The sequence below is a fragment of the Asanoa sp. NPDC049573 genome, assembly GCF_040676615.1.
GTDB lineage: Bacteria > Actinomycetota > Actinomycetes > Mycobacteriales > Micromonosporaceae > Asanoa.
The window spans coordinates 117,921-137,292 of the sequence record NZ_JBFAPI010000008.1; the positions used below are offsets into that span (position 1 = coordinate 117,921).

The following is a 19,372-nucleotide window of genomic DNA, read 5'->3' on the forward strand; positions in this document are numbered from 1 at the left end:
CTCCCGGCAGCGTCGGAGGTGCGCCGGCCGGGAGTCGACGCGCCGGTGTCTGTCGCATAAGACGGGCCATTGCCATCAGCCGAGCGCTCGGCTGATGACGGCGGAAAGCGCAGCGGTCACTTTCTCCGAGCTGACAACCTTCAGCAGCGCGGCGGCGAAGGCTACGGCGGCGAGGGTGCCGACCGCGTACTCCGCGGTGGTCATGCCCGCGTCGTCGCGCAGACGGACGAGGAGCTTGCGCACGATGTGACTCCTTTCGATCGGTCAGAGGACGTCGCCGAGGAGGGCGACGATCACCGGCACCAGACCGGCGAGGACGAAGGCGGGCAGGAAACAGAGCCCGAGTGGCAGGACGGCCAGGACCCCGGCGCGGCGGGCGGCGGCCTCCATGCCGGCGGCCCGGTCGGCGCGGAGGTCGTCGGCGAGCCGGGTGAGCGCGCCGGCGAGGGCCGATCCGCTGGCGGACGACCGCACCGCGGCGGCGGCGACGCGCGCGCCGCCCGGCATGCCGGCCACGTGGCTCCACGCCTCGTCGGGCTCGGCACCGAGCCGCAGCGACCGGGCGACGGTCGTCAGCCGCTCCTGCAACGGGCCACCGAGCGCTTCCGCGACGCCAAGGACCGCGACGTCGACCGGCGCGCCCGCGCGCAAGGCGGCGGCGATCAGGTCGGCGCAGATGGGGGCGTCGGCCTCCTCGCGCAGTCGCCTTTCCCTGGTCGCAGCCGGTTCGAGCCGCCCGATCATCCGGTGCCCGACCAACGCGGCCGGCGCCGCCAGGGCAAGACCCCACCACCCGCCGACGATCACGGCGGTCGCCGCTCCGACCGCGAGCCCACCGAGCTTCCCGAGATCGGGACGCCGCCGCGCCTTCGGCGCCGTGGAGATGCGCCGCAGCCGCCGCCGCGCGATGCCGTTTCGAAGCCGCAACGTCATCCCGTCACCCCTCGTCGCGAAGCCACAGCGCGCATGGACGTGCCGACGTGAGCGAGGCATGCGGACGTGTCGAAACGAAGCGGCCACGCCCGCCACTGCGAGGACGCCCCGACGGCACATGGCGCATCCGCGGGAAGCAGGCCAGTGCGCGCCGGAGTTGGGTACGCTGCGACGCGGCGGCCGGCATTGGCCGCAGGGGCTCCGGCCTGCCGACCTCGTGGCGCAGCGGCCTCGCGGGCGAACGTGGTCATTGCTGCCTCGGCTGCAGGCGCTGCGTCCAGATCAGGCCGACGATCTGGAGGGCGATAGCGGCGAGTGCGCAGGTCGCACCCAGTGGGGTGTGCAGCAGGATGGCCAGCGGGTCGGTGCCGATCGCGAACCCCAGCCCCAGCCCGGCCAGCGGCAACGCGGCCAGCAGCAACCCGGTGGCTTGCGCGCCCGCGGCCTGCGCGGCGGCGGCAGCCCGCGCGCGGTCGCCGGCGCGCGCGTCGGCCTCGATCCGATCGATCAGCTCCGCCAGCGGCGCGCCGGTGCGTTCCGCCAGGGTCGCCGCCGCTCGCGCCAGCGCGACGAGCCCAGGCCCGGCGCCGACGCACACCGGGCCGACGCGCACCGGGTCGGCGCACGCCGGGTCGACGCACACCGGGCCGGCGCACGCCGGGTCGACGCACACCGGGCCGGCGCCGACGCACGCCGGCTCGGCGAACGCCGCCTCGGTCGCCGCGGGCATGGGGATGCCCGCACGCAAGTCCGCGGCGAGCCCGGTCAGCCGGTCGAGCAGCGCCGACCGCGCGTCGCGGTGCGCCCGGGCGGCATGCCGGCGCCGCGCGAAGAGCGCGGCAACCGTCGCGTAGAGGCCCAGCGCCAATGCCGCCACCGGACCACCGAGCGGATAACCGGCCGCCGCACCGGTCAGGAAGGCCAGCGACATCGCTCGCCACCGAGGCCCCGACGTGACCATCGCGAGCGACGGCCGCCCGAGCGACCGGCGCCGCCGGGCGACCGGCGTGGCCGGCGACAAGACCGACCGCTGCCGCCGCCGCAACGCACGCGACCGCCGCATCGCGAGGGCCGCCAGCGTGGCCGCCGCCACCGGCACGCACCCGGCCAGAACCAGGACCGGGATCCTCATCGCCCGGCGCTCCACAACAACTCCGGGACGCGGGCGCCGCGGGCCGCCAACAAGCGGGCCAGATCGGCGCCCGCGGCGGCCACCCCCGTCGCTCGATCCCAGACCGGCCGCACGGTCACCACCCGGTCCGGGCCTTCGGCGGCGACCAGCCCGACCGTCGACAGCACCCGCCCCGTCGCGGTGCGGCGCATCTGCAGCACCACCTGCAGAGCCGCTGCCGCCTGGGCGTGCAGCGCCACCCGCGGCAACCCACCCAACAGCCCCAACGCCTCGAGCCGCGCGGGCACATCGGCGATCGCGTTGGCGTGCAACGTGCCCGCGCCGCCTTCGTGGCCGGTGTTGAGAGCGCGCAGCAGGTCGACGATCTCGGCACCCCGACACTCACCGACGACCAGGCGATCCGGCCGCATCCGCAGGGCCTGGCGGACCAGGTCGGTCATCTCGACCGCGCCCGCCCCCTCGACGTTGGACGTCTTGCACTGCAGCCCGACCACATGTGGATGGGCCGGACGCAACTCGGAAGCGTCCTCGACCAGCACGATCCGCTCGTCCCGCGGCACCAGTTCGATCAGCGTGTTCAACAGCGTGGTCTTGCCCGAGCCGGTGCCACCGACCACCAGATACGCCAGGCGGGCGGCCACGACCGCGGCCAGCAGGTCGGCGACCGGCGCCGGGACCGTGTCGCACGAGACCAGGTCGACCAGCGTGAACGGCCGCCGCCGGAAGGTTCGCAAGGACAGGTAGGGACCGGCCGTCGCCACCGGCGGCAACACCGCGTGCAGGCGGGTGCCGTCGGGCAGGATCGCGTCCGCGTAGGGCGAACCGTCGTCGAGGCGCCGCCCGGTCGCGGCGACCAGACGTTGCGCCAGCCGCCGCGTGGCCTCGGGCGAAGCCATCGTGACGCGCTCCCGGCGCAGCCCACTGCCGCGATCGACCCAGACCTCGGTCGCGTTGACCAGCACGTCGGTCACCGCGGGATCGGCCAACAACGGGCCCAACGGACCGGCACCGACCAGGTCGTCGTGCACCCGGGCGGCCAACCGCAACACGTCGCGATCGCCGAGAATCGGCCCGCCAGTCGACCGGACCGCCTCGACCACGGCGGCCTGGCTCACCTCGTGGCGGCCGCTCGCGAACCGCTGGCGCACCCGGCCGGCCAGCTCAGCCGGATCGCCGAACGGCGGCGGGTTGGCGGGCAACGTCGCGGTCATGCCGCCGCCTCCCCGCCGTTGCCGAACAGGTCGGCGATGACGCGCCGGCACAGGTCGGCCAGTGGCCCGCGCCCCGCCGACGCCGGCGCCGAGCCGTGCTCGAGGCCGCGGACCAGACCCGGCTCGGGCGGCAACAGGCCGGCCAGCGGCAAGCACACCGAGCGGGCCACCTCCGCGGCCGAGAGGTTGCCCGGCGCGGGCCCCCGGACGACGACCGACACCGCCGCGCAATGCAGCGCGACCGCCTTGGCCACCTGCGCAGCCGCGGCGGCGGCCCGCAACTCGGCCGGCACCACCAACAGCGTGTGGTCGGCAGCCTGCAGCGCGGCGACAGCCGCATCGTCCAACGAGCGCGGCAGGTCGACCACGATCAGATCGCGAGCCCGGCGACCGGCGTCAAGGGCGGCCGCCATCGCCGCGGCCGGCAACGGCAGCGGCTCGCCACGGTCGAACGAGATCATCACCAGGTCGCCCCGGCCCGGCAGCGAGCGCACCAGAGCCGGCGGGTCGAGCCGCCCCTCGGCGGCGGTGAGGCCGGGCCACCGGAGGCCGTCGAGGGTCTCCCAGCCGAGGATCAGATCCAGCCCACCGCCGAACGGGTCGGCATCCACGAGCAGGGTGCGCCGGCCGTCGCGGGCCGCGGTCACCGCCAACGCGCCGGCCAGCACGCTGGCACCGGCGCCACCACGACCGCCGAGGACCGTGACGACCCGGCCGTCGGCGGTCGCCGCGGACCCGACGCCCAACCGCCGGAGCAGCCACTGCTCGGCCTCGGGCAGCTGCAACACGTATTCGGCGCCCAACGGCTCGGCCAGCTCCCAACCAGGAGCCGGCCCGCGGCCGACGAGAACCACCTGTCGCCCCCTGGGCAACCGGGCCCGCAGGCACGGCGCCGCCTGGTCCTGGCCGACGAGCACGAGCGGCGCCCGCGACCAGCGTGGTCGGGCGCCGGCCGGGTCGGCCGCGACGTCGACCTCGGTGCCCGCGGCCGCCGCGATCCGCAGCAGCTCGTCGAGCAGGTCGGCGTCGGCCGTCACGACCAGCGGCAGCCGGAAACCGGGTCGAACGGGAGCAGGCATCGCGGGGCCTCCAGGAGCGGGCGGAAGGGACTGACACACCTTCCGCCGCCACGAGAGGTCGAAGCGGGACAAGCGCGAGAGCTGTGGATAACCGCGAGCCTGTGGAAAACCGGCAACCCCCACAGAGGACGGACGCAAAAACGACGACCCCCGTCGGGGGGAGACGGGGGTCGCCTGAGGTTCGGCTCCGGGGGGGTCGAGCCGAACCCACTCAGCGGTTACGGGGGGTGCAACCGCCGAGGGTCGGAAACACGACTGGAAATCGTGTCTCAACTAGCATGCCTGATATGTGCGGTGCGCGTCGAGTGGCGTTTGCCCCAACTCGCACGACACGCCGAGGGAGATCCGTGACATCCGTCGCCGTGTTGTATGCCCGGTACCAAGTTGTACCAGGCTATGCGGTAGGCGCCGCCGCCCGGGAGGGACAACACATTTCGCGCCGCACATTAGACTTTCGATCGTGGGCCGCAGCGCCGCGTTTTTCGATCTGGATAAGACCGTCATCGCCAAGTCCAGCGCCTTGGCGTTCGGTCGCCCGTTCTATCGTGATGGCCTCATCACGCGCCGTGACGTCGTCAAGTCGGCGTACGCGCAACTGATGTTCCGTCTCGGTGGCACCGACGACCAGTCGATGGCGCGCATCCGTGACTACCTGGCTACCCTCTGCAAGGGCTGGCCGGTCGACCAGGTCGGCCAGATCGTCACCGAGACGCTGCACGAGCTGATCAATCCCTACATCTACGCCGAGGCCGCCGCCCTGATCGACGAGCACCAGGCCGCCGGCCGCGACGTGGTCCTGGTCTCCGCCTCCGGCGAAGAGATCGTCAAGCCGATCGGCGCCCTGCTCGGCATCACCGACGTGATCGCGACGCGGATGGGCGTCACCGACGGCCGATACAACGGCGAGGTCGAGTTCTACGCCGCCGGCACCGCCAAGGTCGACGCGGTCGCCGCCCTGGCCAAGGAACGCGGCTACGACCTCGCCGACTGCTACGCCTACTCCGACTCGACCTCCGACATCCCGCTGCTGGAATGCGTCGGTCACCCGAGCGCCGTCAACCCGCCGCGCGCGCTGCGCCGCTTGGCCACCGACAACGGCTGGCCGGTGCTCGAGTTCCGCCACCCCATCCCGATCGGCCGCCGCCTGCGTGAGCGCCCGGCCGTCCCCGTCGCAGCCGCGGCGATCGGCGTCGGCGTGGGCGTCGCGATCGGCATCGCCTGGTACGGCCGGCACCGCCGCACCCGCACCGCATTGCCGGGCCCGGCGAACGCATAAGCGACACACCCGGGTCAAAGCCTTCCGATCAAGCGGTCAGAGGCGTAGAAAAGGGATGCGGACCCCAGACCATCGGGCTCCGTGCACGGCCACCGGGCACCCACGCGCGACCAGCCGCGGCAGGCGCGTCGCGACGGATCGAGCCGCCCGCACCGCGGGCCAACGACCGTCGACGACGACTAACGGTGCACGCTTGATAACCCGGCCGGACGTGAGTGACGGCGCCTCAGGACTGAGGCGCCGTCCACGTCTGTTCGGCCACCTCGGTCAACGCGTCCGCGGCCAGCGACACCGCCGCCGCGCAGTGTCGCAGCCACGACCGCACCCCGTCGGGCGTTCCCGTCGCGAACGCACCGGCCGCGCCGACATACTCCGGTTCCCGCGCCAGATGCCCCACCTCGGGCGCGATCAGCCCGCGCGGGTCGAAGCCGGACGACATCAGCGTCAACCGGGCCGCCGCCCGCGCCACTACGCCGGGCGCACCGGCAAACGGCGCAAGAGCCAACAGCTCACCGTGTACGACGGCCGCCAGCACCAGTGGCGGCGCCGACGTGCCGCCGGCCACCAGCGAGGCGAGCGCGTCCAGCCGCGGCGAGGCGGACCCGTCGACCGGGTGCCCGAGCAGTTCCGGAGCCACCGACCCGCGCGCCGCCAGCACGTGCAACCGGGCCAGCACCTGGCGAGGTGCCTTCGGCCAGGTCTCGACCAGCGACGGCAGCGCCGCGGCGACCCGCAGGCAGCCCTGCACCACCGGGTCGGTCACGACGCCGGCGCGGACCTGCTCGCGGTCGTGCGCGTACCCCGCCAAAGCCGCCGAAGCCACCGCCGACCGCAGGCTGACCTCGGCCGCGACCGCTCCGCCCTGCCGGCGCAGCGCGCGATGCCGCATCGCGGCGTCGGCGGTGTCCCGGGCCTGCCCAACGGCGGCTCGCACGTCGGCGAGCGCCAGCAACGGCGCGAGCGGATCAACGGGTGCGGTCACGGTGGCAACGCTAGCCGAGGGCCCGCGACCTGCACGAAACCGCGCGCTGGTGGCAGGATTCCAGCAAGACCCCGAACCCCCCGGTGCAAGGAGCGTGACGATGAGCGAGACCTTGGCGAACTTGCTACAGGAGAACCGCCGTTTCGAACCACCAGCCGCGCTCGCCGAGGCAGCCAACGTCAAGGCGGACGCCTACGGCGAGGCCGCCGACGACCGTCTCGCGTTCTGGGCCAAGCAGGCCGGCCGGCTGGACTGGGCCAAGCAATGGGACCAGGTCCTCGACTGGTCGAACCCGCCGTTCGCGAAGTGGTTCGTCGGCGGCGAGCTCAACGTGGCCTACAACTGCCTCGACCGGCACGTCGCGGCCGGCAAGGGTGACAAGGTCGCCATCCACTGGGAGGGCGAGCCCGGCGACACCCGCACGCTGACCTACTCCGACCTGCACCAACTGACCTGCCAGGCGGCCAACGCGCTGACCGACCTGGGCGTGGTGGCCGGCGACCGCGTGGCGATCTACCTGCCGATGATTCCCGAGGCCGCGGTCGCGATGCTGGCCTGCGCCCGGATCGGCGCGACGCACAGCGTGGTCTTCGGCGGCTTCTCCGTCGACGCGCTGTCCGGCCGGATCCAGGACGCCAGCGCCAAGGTCGTGATCACCGCCGATGGTGGCTACCGCCGCGGCAAGCCGTCGGCGCTCAAGCCGACCGTCGACGAAGCGGTCGCCCAGTGCCCGACCATCGAGCACGTGCTCGTGGTCCGCCGCACCGGGCAGGAGGTGGCCTGGGGCGACAAGGACCTGTGGTGGCACGAGACGGTCGAGACGGCCAGCACCGAGCACGAAGCGCAGCCGTTCGACGCCGAGCACCCGCTCTTCATCCTCTACACCAGCGGCACGACGGCCAAGCCCAAGGGCATCCTGCACACCACCGGCGGCTATCTCACGCAGACCTCGTACACCCAGCATGCGGTCTTCGACCTGAAGCCGGAGACCGACGTCTACTGGTGCACCGCCGACATCGGCTGGGTGACCGGCCACTCCTACATCGTCTACGGGCCTCTTTCCAACGGCGCCACCCAGGTGATGTACGAGGGCACGCCGGACACTCCCCACAAGGGACGGTTCTGGGAGATCGTCGACAAGTACGGCGTCACGATCCTCTACACCGCACCGACGCTGATCCGCACGATGATGAAGTGGGGCGACGACTTCCCCGCCGCGGCCGACCTCTCGTCGTTGCGGGTGCTCGGCTCGGTCGGCGAGCCGATCAACCCCGAGGCCTGGATGTGGTACCGCAAGAACATCGGTCGCGACAATTGTCCGATTGTCGACACGTGGTGGCAGACCGAAACCGGCTCGATCATGATTTCGCCGCTACCGGGAGTAACCGCCACCAAACCGGGTAGTGCGATGCGCCCGCTGCCCGGGATCGCCGCCGACGTGGTCGACGACCAGGGCCAGAGCGTGCCCAACGGTGGCGGTGGCTACCTGGTGCTGCGCGAGCCCTGGCCGTCGATGCTGCGCACGATCTGGGGCGATGACCAGCGCTTCATCGACACCTACTGGAGCCGGTTCCAGGGCATGTACTTCGCCGGCGACGGCGCCAAGAAAGACGACGACGGCGACCTGTGGCTGCTCGGCCGGGTCGACGACGTGATGCTGGTGTCGGGCCACAACATCTCGACGACCGAAGTGGAGTCGGCGCTGGTCTCGCACCCGTCGGTGGCCGAAGCGGCGGTCGTCGGCGCCACCGACCCGACGACCGGCCAGGCGATCGTCGCGTTCACCATCCCGCGTGGCTCGGTCGACAGCGAGGGCGAGGCGGGCGCGGTCCTGATCAAGGAACTGCGCGACCACGTGGCCAAGACCCTCGGCCCGATCGCCAAGCCGCGGCAGATCATGCTGGTGCCCGAATTGCCGAAGACGCGGTCCGGAAAAATCATGCGCCGACTGCTGCGCGACGTGGCCGAACACCGCTCCCTCGGCGACGTCACCACACTGCAGGATTCGACAGTTATGGATCTGATCTCCGACGGTATGCAGTCGGCGAAGTCCGCAGACGAGTAAGCATTAGTCCTGATTGATGGCGGGCGAACCCGATTTGGGTTCGCCCGCTTTCGTTCGCAGGTGGCGGGCGTCGATGTGACGCTGAGTGGCCCGGCCGCCAAGATTTTTGAAACAAATCGACGCGTCCGACTTCCCTCCTGGCCCAGTAATGCTTAGTTTCCTCATTGGCCCCTTATTAGGTGCCTGCTCTTCCGCCCTCGCTACCCCCCGAGGACGGCTCCCTCACACCGGAGGTATCCACGTGCGCAAAGTCGCAGTGGGGCTGCTTGGTCTGTCGCTGGCCGCGACAACCAGCTTCGCGCTGAGCGGCGCGGCGTTTGGCCAGTCGCCAAAGGCCGCGGCGCCGGCGGCAGCCCCTACGTCGTCCGAGCCTCAGCTGACGTCGGACGATCTATCCAACCCCCAGGAGTCGAAGCGTCGCGAGCTACGCGACGTTGCCCTGGAGGACGTCATCGCGGGCAAGGCCAAGCCGCAGATGATCAACGGCAGCAAGGTCGTCAAGGTCGGCAAGAAGAGCCTGAGCAAGGCTGACCAGAAGCGGACCGGCAAGAAGGAGGTCGACCAGTACGTCGAGCTCCAGCGGGAGAAGACCGACAAGATCTTCGTGATCCTGACGGAGTTCGGCAACGACCGGCACCCGTCCTACCCGGACCAGGACACCGACCCGGACACCGCGGGTCCGACCACGTTCGACGGTCCGCTGCACAACGCGATCCCGGCACCCAACCGTGCCACCGACAACTCGACGATCTGGCAGGCCGACTTCAACCAGGCCCACTTCCAGAAGCTCTACTTCGGCACCGGCAAGGACGACGAGTCGCTGAAGCAGTACATGGAGGCGCAGTCGTCGGGCCGCTACACGGTCGACGGTGTGGTGACCGACTGGGTCAAGGTGCAATACAACGAGGCCCGCTACGGCCGCTCTGACGGCTTCCCGTGCGCGAGCAACGTCTGCACCAACACCTGGGCGCTCATCCGCGACGCCGCCAACCAGTGGTACGCGGGCGAGCTCGCCAAGGGTCGTCCGGCCGCCGACGTCAACGCCGAGCTGAAGAGCTTCGACCAGTGGGACCGCTACGACTACGACGGCGACGGCAACTTCAACGAGCCCGACGGCTACCTCGACCACTTCCAGATCGTCCACGCCGGTGGCGACCAGGCCGACGGTGACCCGCACCAGGGCGAAGACGCCATCTGGAGCCACCGCTGGGCGGCCTTCCAGGGCACCGGCCAGGGCCCGACGGGCAACCCGGGCGGCGGCACCCAGATCGGCACCAGTGGCGTGTGGATCTACGACTACACGATCCAGCCGGAAAACGGTGGTCGCAGCGTCTTCTACCACGAGTACTCGCACGACCTGGGCCTGCCTGACGACTACGACACGTCGGGCGCGGGCGACAACCCGAATGAATACTGGACGCTGATGGCGCAGAGCCGCCTCGGCGCCAAGGGCGAGCAGTTCATCGGCGACCGTGCCGGCGACATGGGCGCCTGGAACAAGCTGCAACTCGGCTGGCTCGACTACGTCGTCACGCCCGCCGGCGTCAAGGACAGCTGGACCCTCGGCCCGGAGGAATACAACTCCGACAAGCCGCAGGCGCTGGTTGTTCCGCTCGGGCTCAAGGACGTCGTCCACGACGTCGGCGCGGTGGCCGACGGCAGCTACCAGTGGTGGAGTGGCGACGCCGACGACCTGACCGGCGATGCCGCACACACGATGTCGCGCCAGGTGACGCTGCCGGCCGGCACGTCGACGCTGACCTTCAAGGCCCGCTGGGACATTGAAGACTGCGGTGACACGCCCTGCGACTTCGCGTACGTCGAGGTCGACTCGGGCAACGGCTTCGTCCCGATCAAGGGCAACATCACCAACGCCCCGGAGGCCGAGGGCGGCTTCGGGATCGACGGCATCCAGGAGACCTACACCGACGCGTCGTTCGACCTGTCGGCGTTCGCCGGCAAGACGGTCACCCTGCGGTTCCGCTACGAGACCGACTCGGCGCAGCGCGGCAACCCGGACACCCCCCTGCCCAACGGCATCTTCATCGACAAGATCGCCATCACCAACGGCGGCACCGCGGTGTTCACCGACGGTGACGCGGCCGGCAACATGGGCTGGACGGTCGACGGGTTCCAGAACGTCGGTTCATCGTTCATCACCCAGCACCCGCACTACTACATCGCCGGGTGGCGGACCTACGTCAGCTACGACAAGTACCTGCAGTACGGTCCGTACTTCTTCAACCGGGTGACCGAGGACAAGGTCGACCACTTCCCGTACCAGACGGGTCTGTTGGTCTCCTACTGGGACACCTCGCAGGGCGACAACAACGTCAGCGAGCACCCCGGTGCGGGCCTCAACCTCTATGTGGACGCTCGGCCGAAGACCCTCTACCGCCTCGACGGCCTGCCGTGGCGCACCCGGGTCCAGATCTACGACGCGCCGTTCAGCCTGCGCAAGGCCGACTCGTTCTCGCTCCACGTGAACGACCAGGTCATGTACGTGCGTGGCCCGGAGGCCAACCCGGTCTTCGACGACACGCAGAACTACTTCGACACGGCGCTGCCGAACCATGGCGTCAAGCTGCCCGCGGTCGGCGTGAAGATCAAGGTTGTCCAGGAGAACGGCACCTCCGTCAAGATCAAGGTCAACTGATCTTCTCGGGTACGCCGTAACAGCACATCGCGCCCCCCGCCCCGCCGTCCGGTGGAGCGGGGGGCGCTCTCCCTTCCGGAACCCGCAGCCTCGTCGTAGCGTCCAAGGAAGGTGCATGTGAGAAGCCGCGCCGTCGTTGTCGCCACGCTCGTCCTGGCGGGCAGCCTGACGGGCGCCTGCGGGTCGGAGGGAGGGACCGCCATGCCCGGCACGTCGTCGTCCTCGCCGTCTTCCCCGGAGCCGTCCGCACCTCCGCCCTCTCCGTCGTCGCCGGTCGCGCCGCGCGACGGTGACCGGACGCTGTCGCCGATCCCGCCACCCACGCTGCCACCGCCGAAAACCGGCCCCTCCGGGCCGACCGACAACATCCCGGGCGACGTCGTGGGCGGCCGGGTGGTCAAGGGCGGGTCCGGCCCCTGCTACGCGGTGCTCACCGACGACGGGCGGCGGTTCGCGCTACACAGCGACGCCGGCCTGGTCCTCGAAGAGGGCACCTACATCACGGCCAAGGTCGCGCGGCTCCGCGTGAAGATCGACTGTGGCGAGGGCACGCCGCGAGAGTTGATCTCGTTCAGGCGGCAGTGATCTCGACCCAGTCGAACTCGTGGTCGCACGGCGGCCCCTCGGCGACGCCGAACCGGCGCTCGTCGAGGTCCATCAGCACCGTATAGACGGTCTCCGAGCGTTCGGCATACACGTCGCGCTCGTCGACGTGCCGGCAGATCGCGTTCGGATAGCTCTGGTGGTCGCGCAGGATCGCGGCCAGGTCGTCGTCGACGAGTTTGCCCGGCTCGGCCGCGGCGGCCAGCAGGCGGCGGGCGCGAGCGGCGCGGAAGAGAGTGGACCCACCGAAGTCGTTGACCAGGTCGCGCACGGGCAACACGGTCTCCAGGTGGTTGGCGTGCGCGATCACCCCGTCGGCCGGGTGCAGCCAGCCGGCCGCGCCGGGCACCAACTCCAGGTCGATCAACTCGCCGCCGGCCGGGCCGGCCTGGCCGAGCAGCAGGTTCATCGAGGCGTTGCGCGGGCTCGGCACGACCGCCTTGAGGGCGCGGCCGAGCGTGTCGGCTTCGAGGGCGGCGCGGAGCACCACGTGGTAGGGCACGCCCGGCCGCTGAGGGTCGGCGCCGTCGCGGTCGGTGGTGAGCATGTTGACGCAGATGCCGATGCCGGCGGAGTTGAGGCCGGCCTTGGCGAGCATGCCGGCCTCGGTCAGCGCGACGACCCGGTGGCCGTGCTCGTCGGTGGTGCTCAGCAGTACCATCGCCTGCCGCTGGTCGGGATGCCAGTCCCAGTTCTGGGCCATCAGGGTGTGGCCGGTCGCGGTGTGCGTGCCGAGCGCGCCGAGCACCGTGCAACCACCGGCCGCGCCGTCGGGCGGCGTACCGTAGATCAATTCGGTTCTGGCGTTGACCGCGTAAAGGTCGCCGACCCCGACGCCGGCGCCCTCGGCGGTGCCGTCGAGCATCTCCGCGATCCGCGGGTAGAGCCGCACCGTTTCAGCCCGGAACGTCTCGCCGGCGGCCCGGGTCACGTCGGCTCCCAGCCCCACCGCGCGGAACCGGCCCGCGTAGAGATCGAGGTTGGCGGCGATCCGGTCGCGGGCCGCCTGCCCGTAGGCGAAGCCGCATTCGCCAGGTGTGCCACGGACGTCGACGTAAGGAACCGGCAGTGTCATGTCCCTGACGTTAATCCCTAGGAGGTCGCTCCGGGAGATCTCCGGAGCCGGATCAGGGCACCGCTGACCTAGGCTGGCCGAATGGAGCCGGTGGTAGACGAGACAAGCGTGCTGGTCGACGGGCCGTGGACGCATCGGTCGGTGGGTGCCAACGGAAACCGCTTCCACGTCGTGGAGGCCGGCGCGGGGCCGCTTGTGCTGTTCCTGCACGGCTTCCCGGAGTTCTGGTGGGCCTGGCACGAGATGCTGCCCGCGGTGGCCGATGCCGGTTTCCGGGCGGTCGCGGTGGATATGCGGGGATACGGCGCCAGTGACAAACCGCCCAGGGGGTACGACGGGTTCACCATGGCCGCCGATGTCACCGGCCTGATCCGGGCGCTAGGCGAGCGCGAGGCGACGATCGTGGGCGCCGGGTTCGGCGGGATGGTCGGGTGGGCGGCGGCCGCGTTCCACCCGAAGATGGTGCGCCGGCTCGTGGTGCTCGGCGCCGCGCATCCGCTCCGGCTCCGTGCGGCGATCTTCGCGGACCCGCGCGGCCAGTTCAACGCCGCGACGCCGACGCTGCGTTTCCAACTGCCGCGCTACGAGCACGTGCTGGTCCGCGACGGCGCGGCGATGGTCGGCGGCTTCCTGCGTCGCTGGTCCGGGCCGGGGTGGAAGCTGTCGGCCGGGTTCGACGACTACGTCGCGCGTTGCCAGGAGGCGATGCGGATCCCGCAGGCCGCCTTCTGCGCGCTCGAGGGCTATCGCTGGGCGTTCCGGTCGGCGCTGCGACTACACGGCTATCGGTTCGTCAAGCAGATGCAGACGCCGCTGACCACGCCGACACTGCAACTGCACGGTGCGCTCGACCGGGCGGTGCTGCCGCGCACGGCGCAGGGATCAGGGCGTTACTGCGTCGCGCCGTACGAGTGGCGCCTGTTGGATGGTGTCGGCCACTACCCGCATCTCGAAGCGCCAGACCTGGTGCTGGGCGAGGTGCTCCGCTGGGCCAAGTCTTAGGCGCGCTGCTCGCGCAGGTCCCTGACCTCGTTGGCGGGCGCCCACCCTTGGTAGACGCCGAAGTCGAACCGTTCGAGGCCGAGCGACTCGGCGACCGGGGCCCGGCCGCCGGTGTATTCCACCCGCAACCAGCCGTCGTGCTCGGCGAGCACGATGAACGGCTCCCCCTTCCACGAACAGGTGGTGCGCACGTAGGCCAGTTCAGCCACCTCGCCCACCGGAACGACCCGGACGTAACGCCCCGCCCGTACTTCCTTGAAGCCGTCGCCGGGATCCGGCTGGTAGATCCGGACCTGCTCGCCGTCGGGGCTGGCGTCGTATTCGCGGTCCTGCCAGCGGGCCACGTACCCGTCGCGCATCACTGGTCACCGACCCTGGTCCAGCCGGGCGCGTCGGCGTCGAGCACCGCGACCAGCTTCTCGGAACCGTCTGCGCGGATCAGCCAGAGCTGAGCGCCGTGCGGCAGCCGGGCACTGTCCACCTTGAACTCCGCGATGACCTCACTGCCCTCGCCGGGCGCGAAACCGTTGCCACGGAAGGGCGCGCGCTCGATGACCCAGCCCTCCATCGCGCGCATCGCCGTCTCGTTCGGGCCGCCGTAAGGGATCCGGTAGAGGCTCGGCCGGTAGGCCGGCCACCGCAGCACGTAGACCTCGTCGGCAGCGGCGGCGAACGGGCTGTTGGCGTAGCCCAGGCCGAGCGCGGTGAACAACTGCGCCGGACTGCTCAGATGGGCGACCTCGGCGACCCGGTGGACGAAGCCGGACACCCGGTCATACCCGCGCTCGAGGTAGTAGTCGACCTGGCTCGGCGCGATCGTCTTCTGCATCATCGTCGGCCCGGCGGCGTCGACAGTGGCCGGTGCGGGAGCCGGCTTGGGCGCCTCCTGCTTGGGCGCGGCCGCGACCGGTGGTTCGTCGTCGCCAGCGTCGAGCCCGACCTCGGCCGCCCAACTCGCGAGCGCCACGATCTGGGCCCCGGGTAGCTTCGCGCCCACCGGCGTGCCCGGGTTGACGGCGAACGACCAGTCTTCCTGCGGCCAGCTGTTGATCAGCCGAACGAACTTGACGGTGACCGTCTCCTGGCTCGCGTCGAGGTGCTCGGCCATCCGCTCCGGCGAGGTGAACACCACGACGTAGGGCTGGTCGTCGATCATCTCGGTGCGCCAGACGAACCCGTCACCACCCGGCTTGGCGCCGGCGGTCGAGTCGCTCGACACGGGCAGCAGAACCCGAGCCAGCAGCAGCGTGGACAGGAAGGTGTCGGTGCTGCCGTCACCGGCGGCGGTGAGCAAGCTTTCCTCGACGTCGTTGGCGGGCCGGAAGTCGGCGGGCACCTCGGCCGTGAAGAGGCTCGTGTCGGCGGGTTGCTGTGCTTGCGCCGGCGCGGCCTGGTCCAACCAGGACGGTGTCGTCGCCCAGGCCTGCGACGTCGAGGGGCCATCCGTCGGCGCGAACGGGGTGACCGGCGTGCTGCCCGACCAGCCCGCGTGCGGGTCGCCGCGTCGTTCGGTCGGCTCGGCTGCCGGAGTGCGGTCGCGCCATAGGCGGGCCGCGTCTGCTTGCGCCGCGTCTGGTTGCGCCGCCTCCGGCGGGCCACTGGGCGCGGCGCCGCCGCCGTCGCGATCCAGCCAGAGGTCGGCGAAGCTGGGCTCGGCCTGCGTGTCGCCGGCAGCCGGTGTCGTGCGACCCGGCCAGAGGTCGGTCGCGGAAGACCGCGGCTCGGTCTGCTGGTCGGCCGAGCGATCCCGCCACATCTCCGCCTCGGGCGCGGTGCCCGCGGACGGTCTGCCGCCATCGGCCACGTCCGCGTCCGGCCGCTGCTGGCCCACGCCGGCCTCAGGCCGGTCGGACGCCGTCCCTGGCGAGTCGCTGCCGCCCGGCTTGGCGCCGGCCGCTTGCTCCGCCTCAGCGGGAGCCTGCGTCTGCGATGGCGCGCTGGCCGCCCACAGGTCTGCCGCTGCGTGCGTCTCCGCCTGCGACTTGGCGTGCCCCGCGGCTGGCTTCCCACCGGCCGCCGGCTGACCGCCCGACCACAGATCGGCCAGGGCCCCGGCTGCCGCCGACGGCTGCTCGGCATCGGGCGCGCTGCTGTCCGTCCACAGTCCTGCTTGCGGCGTCCCCGTGGCCTGCGGCTCTTCGGACGCCGACGCGGCCCCGGGCCACGGATCCGCACTGCTCGACGACCCGTCGGCACGGCCGTCCGAGGGCGGCCTGCTATCCGACCACAAGTCGGCCGCAGACCCGCCTGCCGAACCCCGCTCGGCACCAGCCGGCGCGTCCGGGGACGATCCGCCGGCCCGCCACCCATCCGCGGCGGTCCCGCCGGCCGGCGTTTGGTCGGCACCCGCCGACGCGTCTTGCGAGGACCCGCCGCCCGACCACAGGTCCGCCGGGACGTTCGAGGCCGCCTGCCGCTGGTCTGCGCCAGCCGACGACCCGCTATCCGACCACAGGTCCGTTGGGGCGTTCTCGGCCAGCCGCCGCTTTTCCGCGCCAGCCGACGATCCGCTGTCCGACCACAGGTCCGCCGCAGCGTTCGTGGGGGTTTGCTGCCGGTCCACGCCCGCCGGCGCGCCGGAGGACGACCCGCTGTTGGCCCACAAGTCCGCCTCGGCCCCGCCGGCCGGCGACCGCTCAGCGCCCCCCGAGGCGTCCGATGGCGGCGTGCTCTGCGACCACAGGTCCGTGGCGGCGCCCGAAGCCACCGGCGGCTGGTCGGTGCCTGCCGGCGCGCCGCTGTCGGCCCCCGCGTTCGCTGTGGTAGCGCCGGACGCGCCACCACCATCCGATGGCTTGCTGTCGGACCACACATCCGCTGCGGCAGCGGATGATGCCGACGGGCGGTCGCCGTCAGCCGGCGGTTTGCTGTCCGACCACAAATCCGTTGCCGCAGCGGACTGGCGGTCGACGTCAGCCGCCGGCTTGCTGTCCGACCACAAATCAATTGCCGATGCGGCCTCGCGGTCGACGTTGGCCGACGGGTTGCCGTCGGACCACAGCTGCGCCGCGGCGTCGGGCGCCGCTGACGGGCTCTCGCTCCGGCCCGCCACGTCGGCCGACGAATTGCCGTCTGGGCGGGGTTGCGCCGCCGGACCGGTTTGCGGCTCTGCCGGCACACCGGACGATGGACCGCCTTCGGGCCGGCGCTGAGCGCCGGCCGATTCGGGCGAGGATGTGGTGTGCGGCCGCGGCTGTGCGGCCGCCGAGCCCGACTGCGGCGGTTCGGCGCGCGCGGGAAGCTCGGGCCTCGCAGGCGGCTTACTGTCTGCCCACAACTGCGGCGCCGCAGGGTGAGGCTCCCGAGTCGGCACGGCCGTGGAGCCCTCCGGAGCCGCGGCCGATCCGCGGTTGGACCACACCCTGGCCAAGGTGGACTGACTGCGTCCGGGCTTGCCGGCGGGTGAGTGGTCGCTCCATGCCGGCCCGGGTGGCTGCTGGCCAGGTGCGTCGCCGGGGCGGTCATCCGCGCGTGGCGGACCGCCCTCGGATGCTCTCGTCGGGCCCGTGACCGGGTGATCGGGCCAGAGTTGTGGGACGGTCGCGGAGCCGGCGCCGCTGGACGGTGGCCCGCCCGGTTTGCGCACCGGCAACGGTGCGGGCTGCTCGGGGCGGGCTTGCGGCGCGCGCGTAGCCGGAATGTCTGGTCCCGCCTGGCTTGCCGGCCACGGCTGCGAGGGCGCGGCGCCGGCCGGCCACGACTGGGCCGGGCGCGCCGGTGGTGTGCTGTCGGACCATCCGGGTGTGACGCTCGGGTCGCGGCCCGGCGTCGGCCAGGACGGGGTCGGTGAGCCGTTGGGCGTACCGGCGGGTGGTCTGGTTTCGGTTGGCACGCTGGCGTTGGCCGGCGACCAGGTGGTCGGGCGCGGGTCGTCGCGGGCCGCGGGCTGGCCGGACCAAGCCGGTGCGGCCGGGCGCCGGGGCGGCTCCGCGTCGGCGTCGGAGCCGCCGAAGAACCCGCCGCCCGAGGTGGGTCTGGCCGGCGGTTGCGGAACGGGGGGCGGTGCGCTGAACCGGGGCGGGCTCAATCGCGCCGGGTCGTCGCGGAATGGCGACCGCGGCCGCATCGGCGGCGTGGGCTGGTCGCTGACCTCGCGCGGTGGTTCGACCGGCTGGCGGCGCGGCGGCTGGCGGCCCTGCACGACGGGTGGCGGCCAGGCTGACGCGTCGCCGTTGGCCGCTGGTTGGCGCTCGTGGCCGTTGCCCGTTGGCGGCGACAGGTAGGGCGTCGCGTCGGTGACCTGCGGCGGCGGGACCGGCCGATGGGCGGCCGCGTCGGTGACCTGCGGCGGCGGCGCCGGCCGATAGGGCGTGGCCTCGGTGACCTGCGGCGGAGGGACCGGCCGATAGGGAGCCGCGTCGGTGACCTGCGGCGGCGGGACCGGCCGATAGGCGGCCGCGTCGGTGACCTGCGGCGGCGGCACCGGCCGGTAGGGCGTGGCGTCCGTGACCTGCGGGGGCGGGACCGGCCGGTAGGGCGGCGGGGCGGCGGGCGACGAGGGGGTCGGGTCGGCCGGGGCGACCCCGGCGCGGCGGCGGATCGAAGCGAGCGGCGAGTCGTAGCCGGGCGGCCTGGACGGGCGATTGCGTTGCGGCGGCTCGATGCTGTCGGGCTCGAGGACCGGCCCGACCGCTGCGGCGGCGCGGTCGACGAACGGCGGCTCGACGATCTCGCCCTGGACGACCTGCCCGGGGACGGTGGCCCTGGCCCGGGCGCGTGCGGCGGACTCGGCCCGGTCGAGGCGGGCGCGGGCGCCCATCGTGCGGCCGGGAAGGCGGACGTCACCACGGGCGAGCTGGGACACGAACCAGGCCGGCAGGTAGCCCTCGATGGGCAGGCCGGGGTTGACCGCCAGCCACCACTCGAGGTTGGGCCAGCTCGCGGCGAGGTCGTGGTAGGGCATGCGGCGGGCGGACCCGGCGTTGTCGGCCAGGCAGATGCGCAGAGCGTCACCGGACGTGAAGGCCAGCACGTGGGTGCGGCCGTTGGTGGTCCAGGTGCCCCAGCCGACCGGGGCGCGACCGGCGAGCGCCTCCGACGACACCGGCAACAGCAGCTCGGAGCGGGCCAGGATGCGGAAGTAGAGTTCCTGGTCGCCGGAGCGGAGCGCGTCTCGCATCGCGGCCTCGACCTCGGTGGCCGGTTCCCAGTCGGTCACGGCCACCCCCTTCCTGGACAGGCCAGACGCATCGCGTACAACCTACAAGCTGTCGGCTAGATCACGATGTAGGGACGTCACGGGCGGTCTCGCCCGGCCCACCGTCGATGCCGGCCGGAGCCGGAACCGCGGGTAGACCCGAAAGGTGCTCGATGACTGTCGGTCACGCACCGCGTCCCTTCGCGACCGTAGCCGCCGCC

At 72.2% G+C, this 19,372-nt stretch carries 13 protein-coding genes and 1 pseudogene; 5 read left to right on the forward strand and 9 right to left on the reverse strand.

Annotated features, from left to right (window positions below):
* Positions 1-75: 75 nt before the first annotated feature.
* The 5 genes and pseudogenes from AB0J74_RS19830 to ssd form a co-directional block, all read right to left on the reverse strand.
* Positions 76-243 (reverse strand): DUF4244 domain-containing protein, encoded by a 168-nt coding sequence (locus AB0J74_RS19830; protein ID WP_363449841.1) that lies wholly within the window; start codon positions 241-243, stop codon positions 76-78.
* Positions 244-264: 21 nt separating this feature from the next.
* Positions 265-933, reverse strand: a complete 669-nt coding sequence (locus AB0J74_RS19835; protein WP_363449842.1) for a type II secretion system F family protein — start codon at positions 931-933, stop codon at positions 265-267.
* A 247-nt stretch (positions 934-1,180) separates the two neighbouring features.
* Positions 1,181-1,498, reverse strand: a pseudogene (locus tag AB0J74_RS19840) (hypothetical protein); the annotation flags it as partial.
* 563 nt (positions 1,499-2,061) lie between these two features.
* Positions 2,062-3,276, reverse strand: coding sequence for a TadA family conjugal transfer-associated ATPase (locus AB0J74_RS19845; RefSeq protein ID WP_363449845.1), 1,215 nt, complete (start codon positions 3,274-3,276; stop codon positions 2,062-2,064).
* Positions 3,273-4,355 (reverse strand): septum site-determining protein Ssd, encoded by a 1,083-nt coding sequence (ssd, locus tag AB0J74_RS19850; RefSeq protein WP_363449847.1) that lies wholly within the window; start codon positions 4,353-4,355, stop codon positions 3,273-3,275. The genes AB0J74_RS19845 and ssd overlap by 4 nt, the downstream gene beginning before the upstream one ends.
* 460 nt (positions 4,356-4,815) lie before the next feature.
* On the opposite strand from ssd, the gene AB0J74_RS19855 reads away from it, so the two are divergent.
* Positions 4,816-5,631 carry an HAD-IB family hydrolase gene (locus AB0J74_RS19855; RefSeq protein ID WP_363449849.1) on the forward strand — a complete coding sequence of 272 codons (816 nt, stop codon included), beginning with the start codon at positions 4,816-4,818 and terminating at the stop codon, positions 5,629-5,631.
* A 226-nt stretch (positions 5,632-5,857) separates the two neighbouring features.
* Here AB0J74_RS19855 and AB0J74_RS19860 read toward each other — a convergent pair whose 3' ends face one another.
* Positions 5,858-6,613, reverse strand: coding sequence for an oxidoreductase (locus AB0J74_RS19860; protein WP_363449851.1), 756 nt, complete (start codon positions 6,611-6,613; stop codon positions 5,858-5,860).
* A 100-nt stretch (positions 6,614-6,713) separates the two neighbouring features.
* On the opposite strand from AB0J74_RS19860, the gene acs reads away from it, so the two are divergent.
* The 3 genes from acs (at position 6,714) to AB0J74_RS19875 (ending at position 11,919) form a co-directional block, all read left to right on the forward strand.
* Positions 6,714-8,678: an acetate--CoA ligase gene (gene acs / locus AB0J74_RS19865; protein WP_363449853.1), complete on the forward strand. Its 1,965-nt coding sequence runs from the start codon at positions 6,714-6,716 to the stop codon at positions 8,676-8,678.
* A gap of 256 nt (positions 8,679-8,934) precedes the next feature.
* Positions 8,935-11,334: an immune inhibitor A domain-containing protein gene (locus AB0J74_RS19870; protein ID WP_363450236.1), complete on the forward strand. Its 2,400-nt coding sequence runs from the start codon at positions 8,935-8,937 to the stop codon at positions 11,332-11,334.
* Between the two features lie 201 nt (positions 11,335-11,535).
* A complete protein-coding gene (locus AB0J74_RS19875) occupies positions 11,536-11,919 on the forward strand; it encodes a hypothetical protein (protein WP_363449855.1) in 384 nt (127 codons plus the stop codon).
* Here AB0J74_RS19875 and AB0J74_RS19880 read toward each other — a convergent pair.
* Positions 11,906-13,012: a C45 family peptidase gene (locus AB0J74_RS19880; protein ID WP_363449858.1), complete on the reverse strand. Its 1,107-nt coding sequence runs from the start codon at positions 13,010-13,012 to the stop codon at positions 11,906-11,908. The genes AB0J74_RS19875 and AB0J74_RS19880 overlap by 14 nt on opposite strands.
* Positions 13,013-13,093: 81 nt before the next feature.
* Here AB0J74_RS19880 and AB0J74_RS19885 point away from each other — a divergent pair, with 81 nt between their 5' ends.
* Positions 13,094-14,014: an alpha/beta hydrolase gene (locus AB0J74_RS19885; RefSeq protein ID WP_363449860.1), complete on the forward strand. Its 921-nt coding sequence runs from the start codon at positions 13,094-13,096 to the stop codon at positions 14,012-14,014.
* Here AB0J74_RS19885 and AB0J74_RS19890 read toward each other — a convergent pair.
* Both AB0J74_RS19890 and AB0J74_RS19895 read right to left on the reverse strand, forming a co-directional pair.
* A complete protein-coding gene (locus AB0J74_RS19890) occupies positions 14,011-14,376 on the reverse strand; it encodes a hypothetical protein (RefSeq protein ID WP_363449862.1) in 366 nt (121 codons plus the stop codon). The two genes, AB0J74_RS19885 and AB0J74_RS19890, sit on opposite strands and share 4 nt — an antisense overlap.
* A complete protein-coding gene (locus AB0J74_RS19895) occupies positions 14,373-19,172 on the reverse strand; it encodes an SseB family protein (protein WP_363449864.1) in 4,800 nt (1,599 codons plus the stop codon). The genes AB0J74_RS19890 and AB0J74_RS19895 overlap by 4 nt, the downstream gene beginning before the upstream one ends.
* Positions 19,173-19,372: the final 200 nt, after the last annotated feature.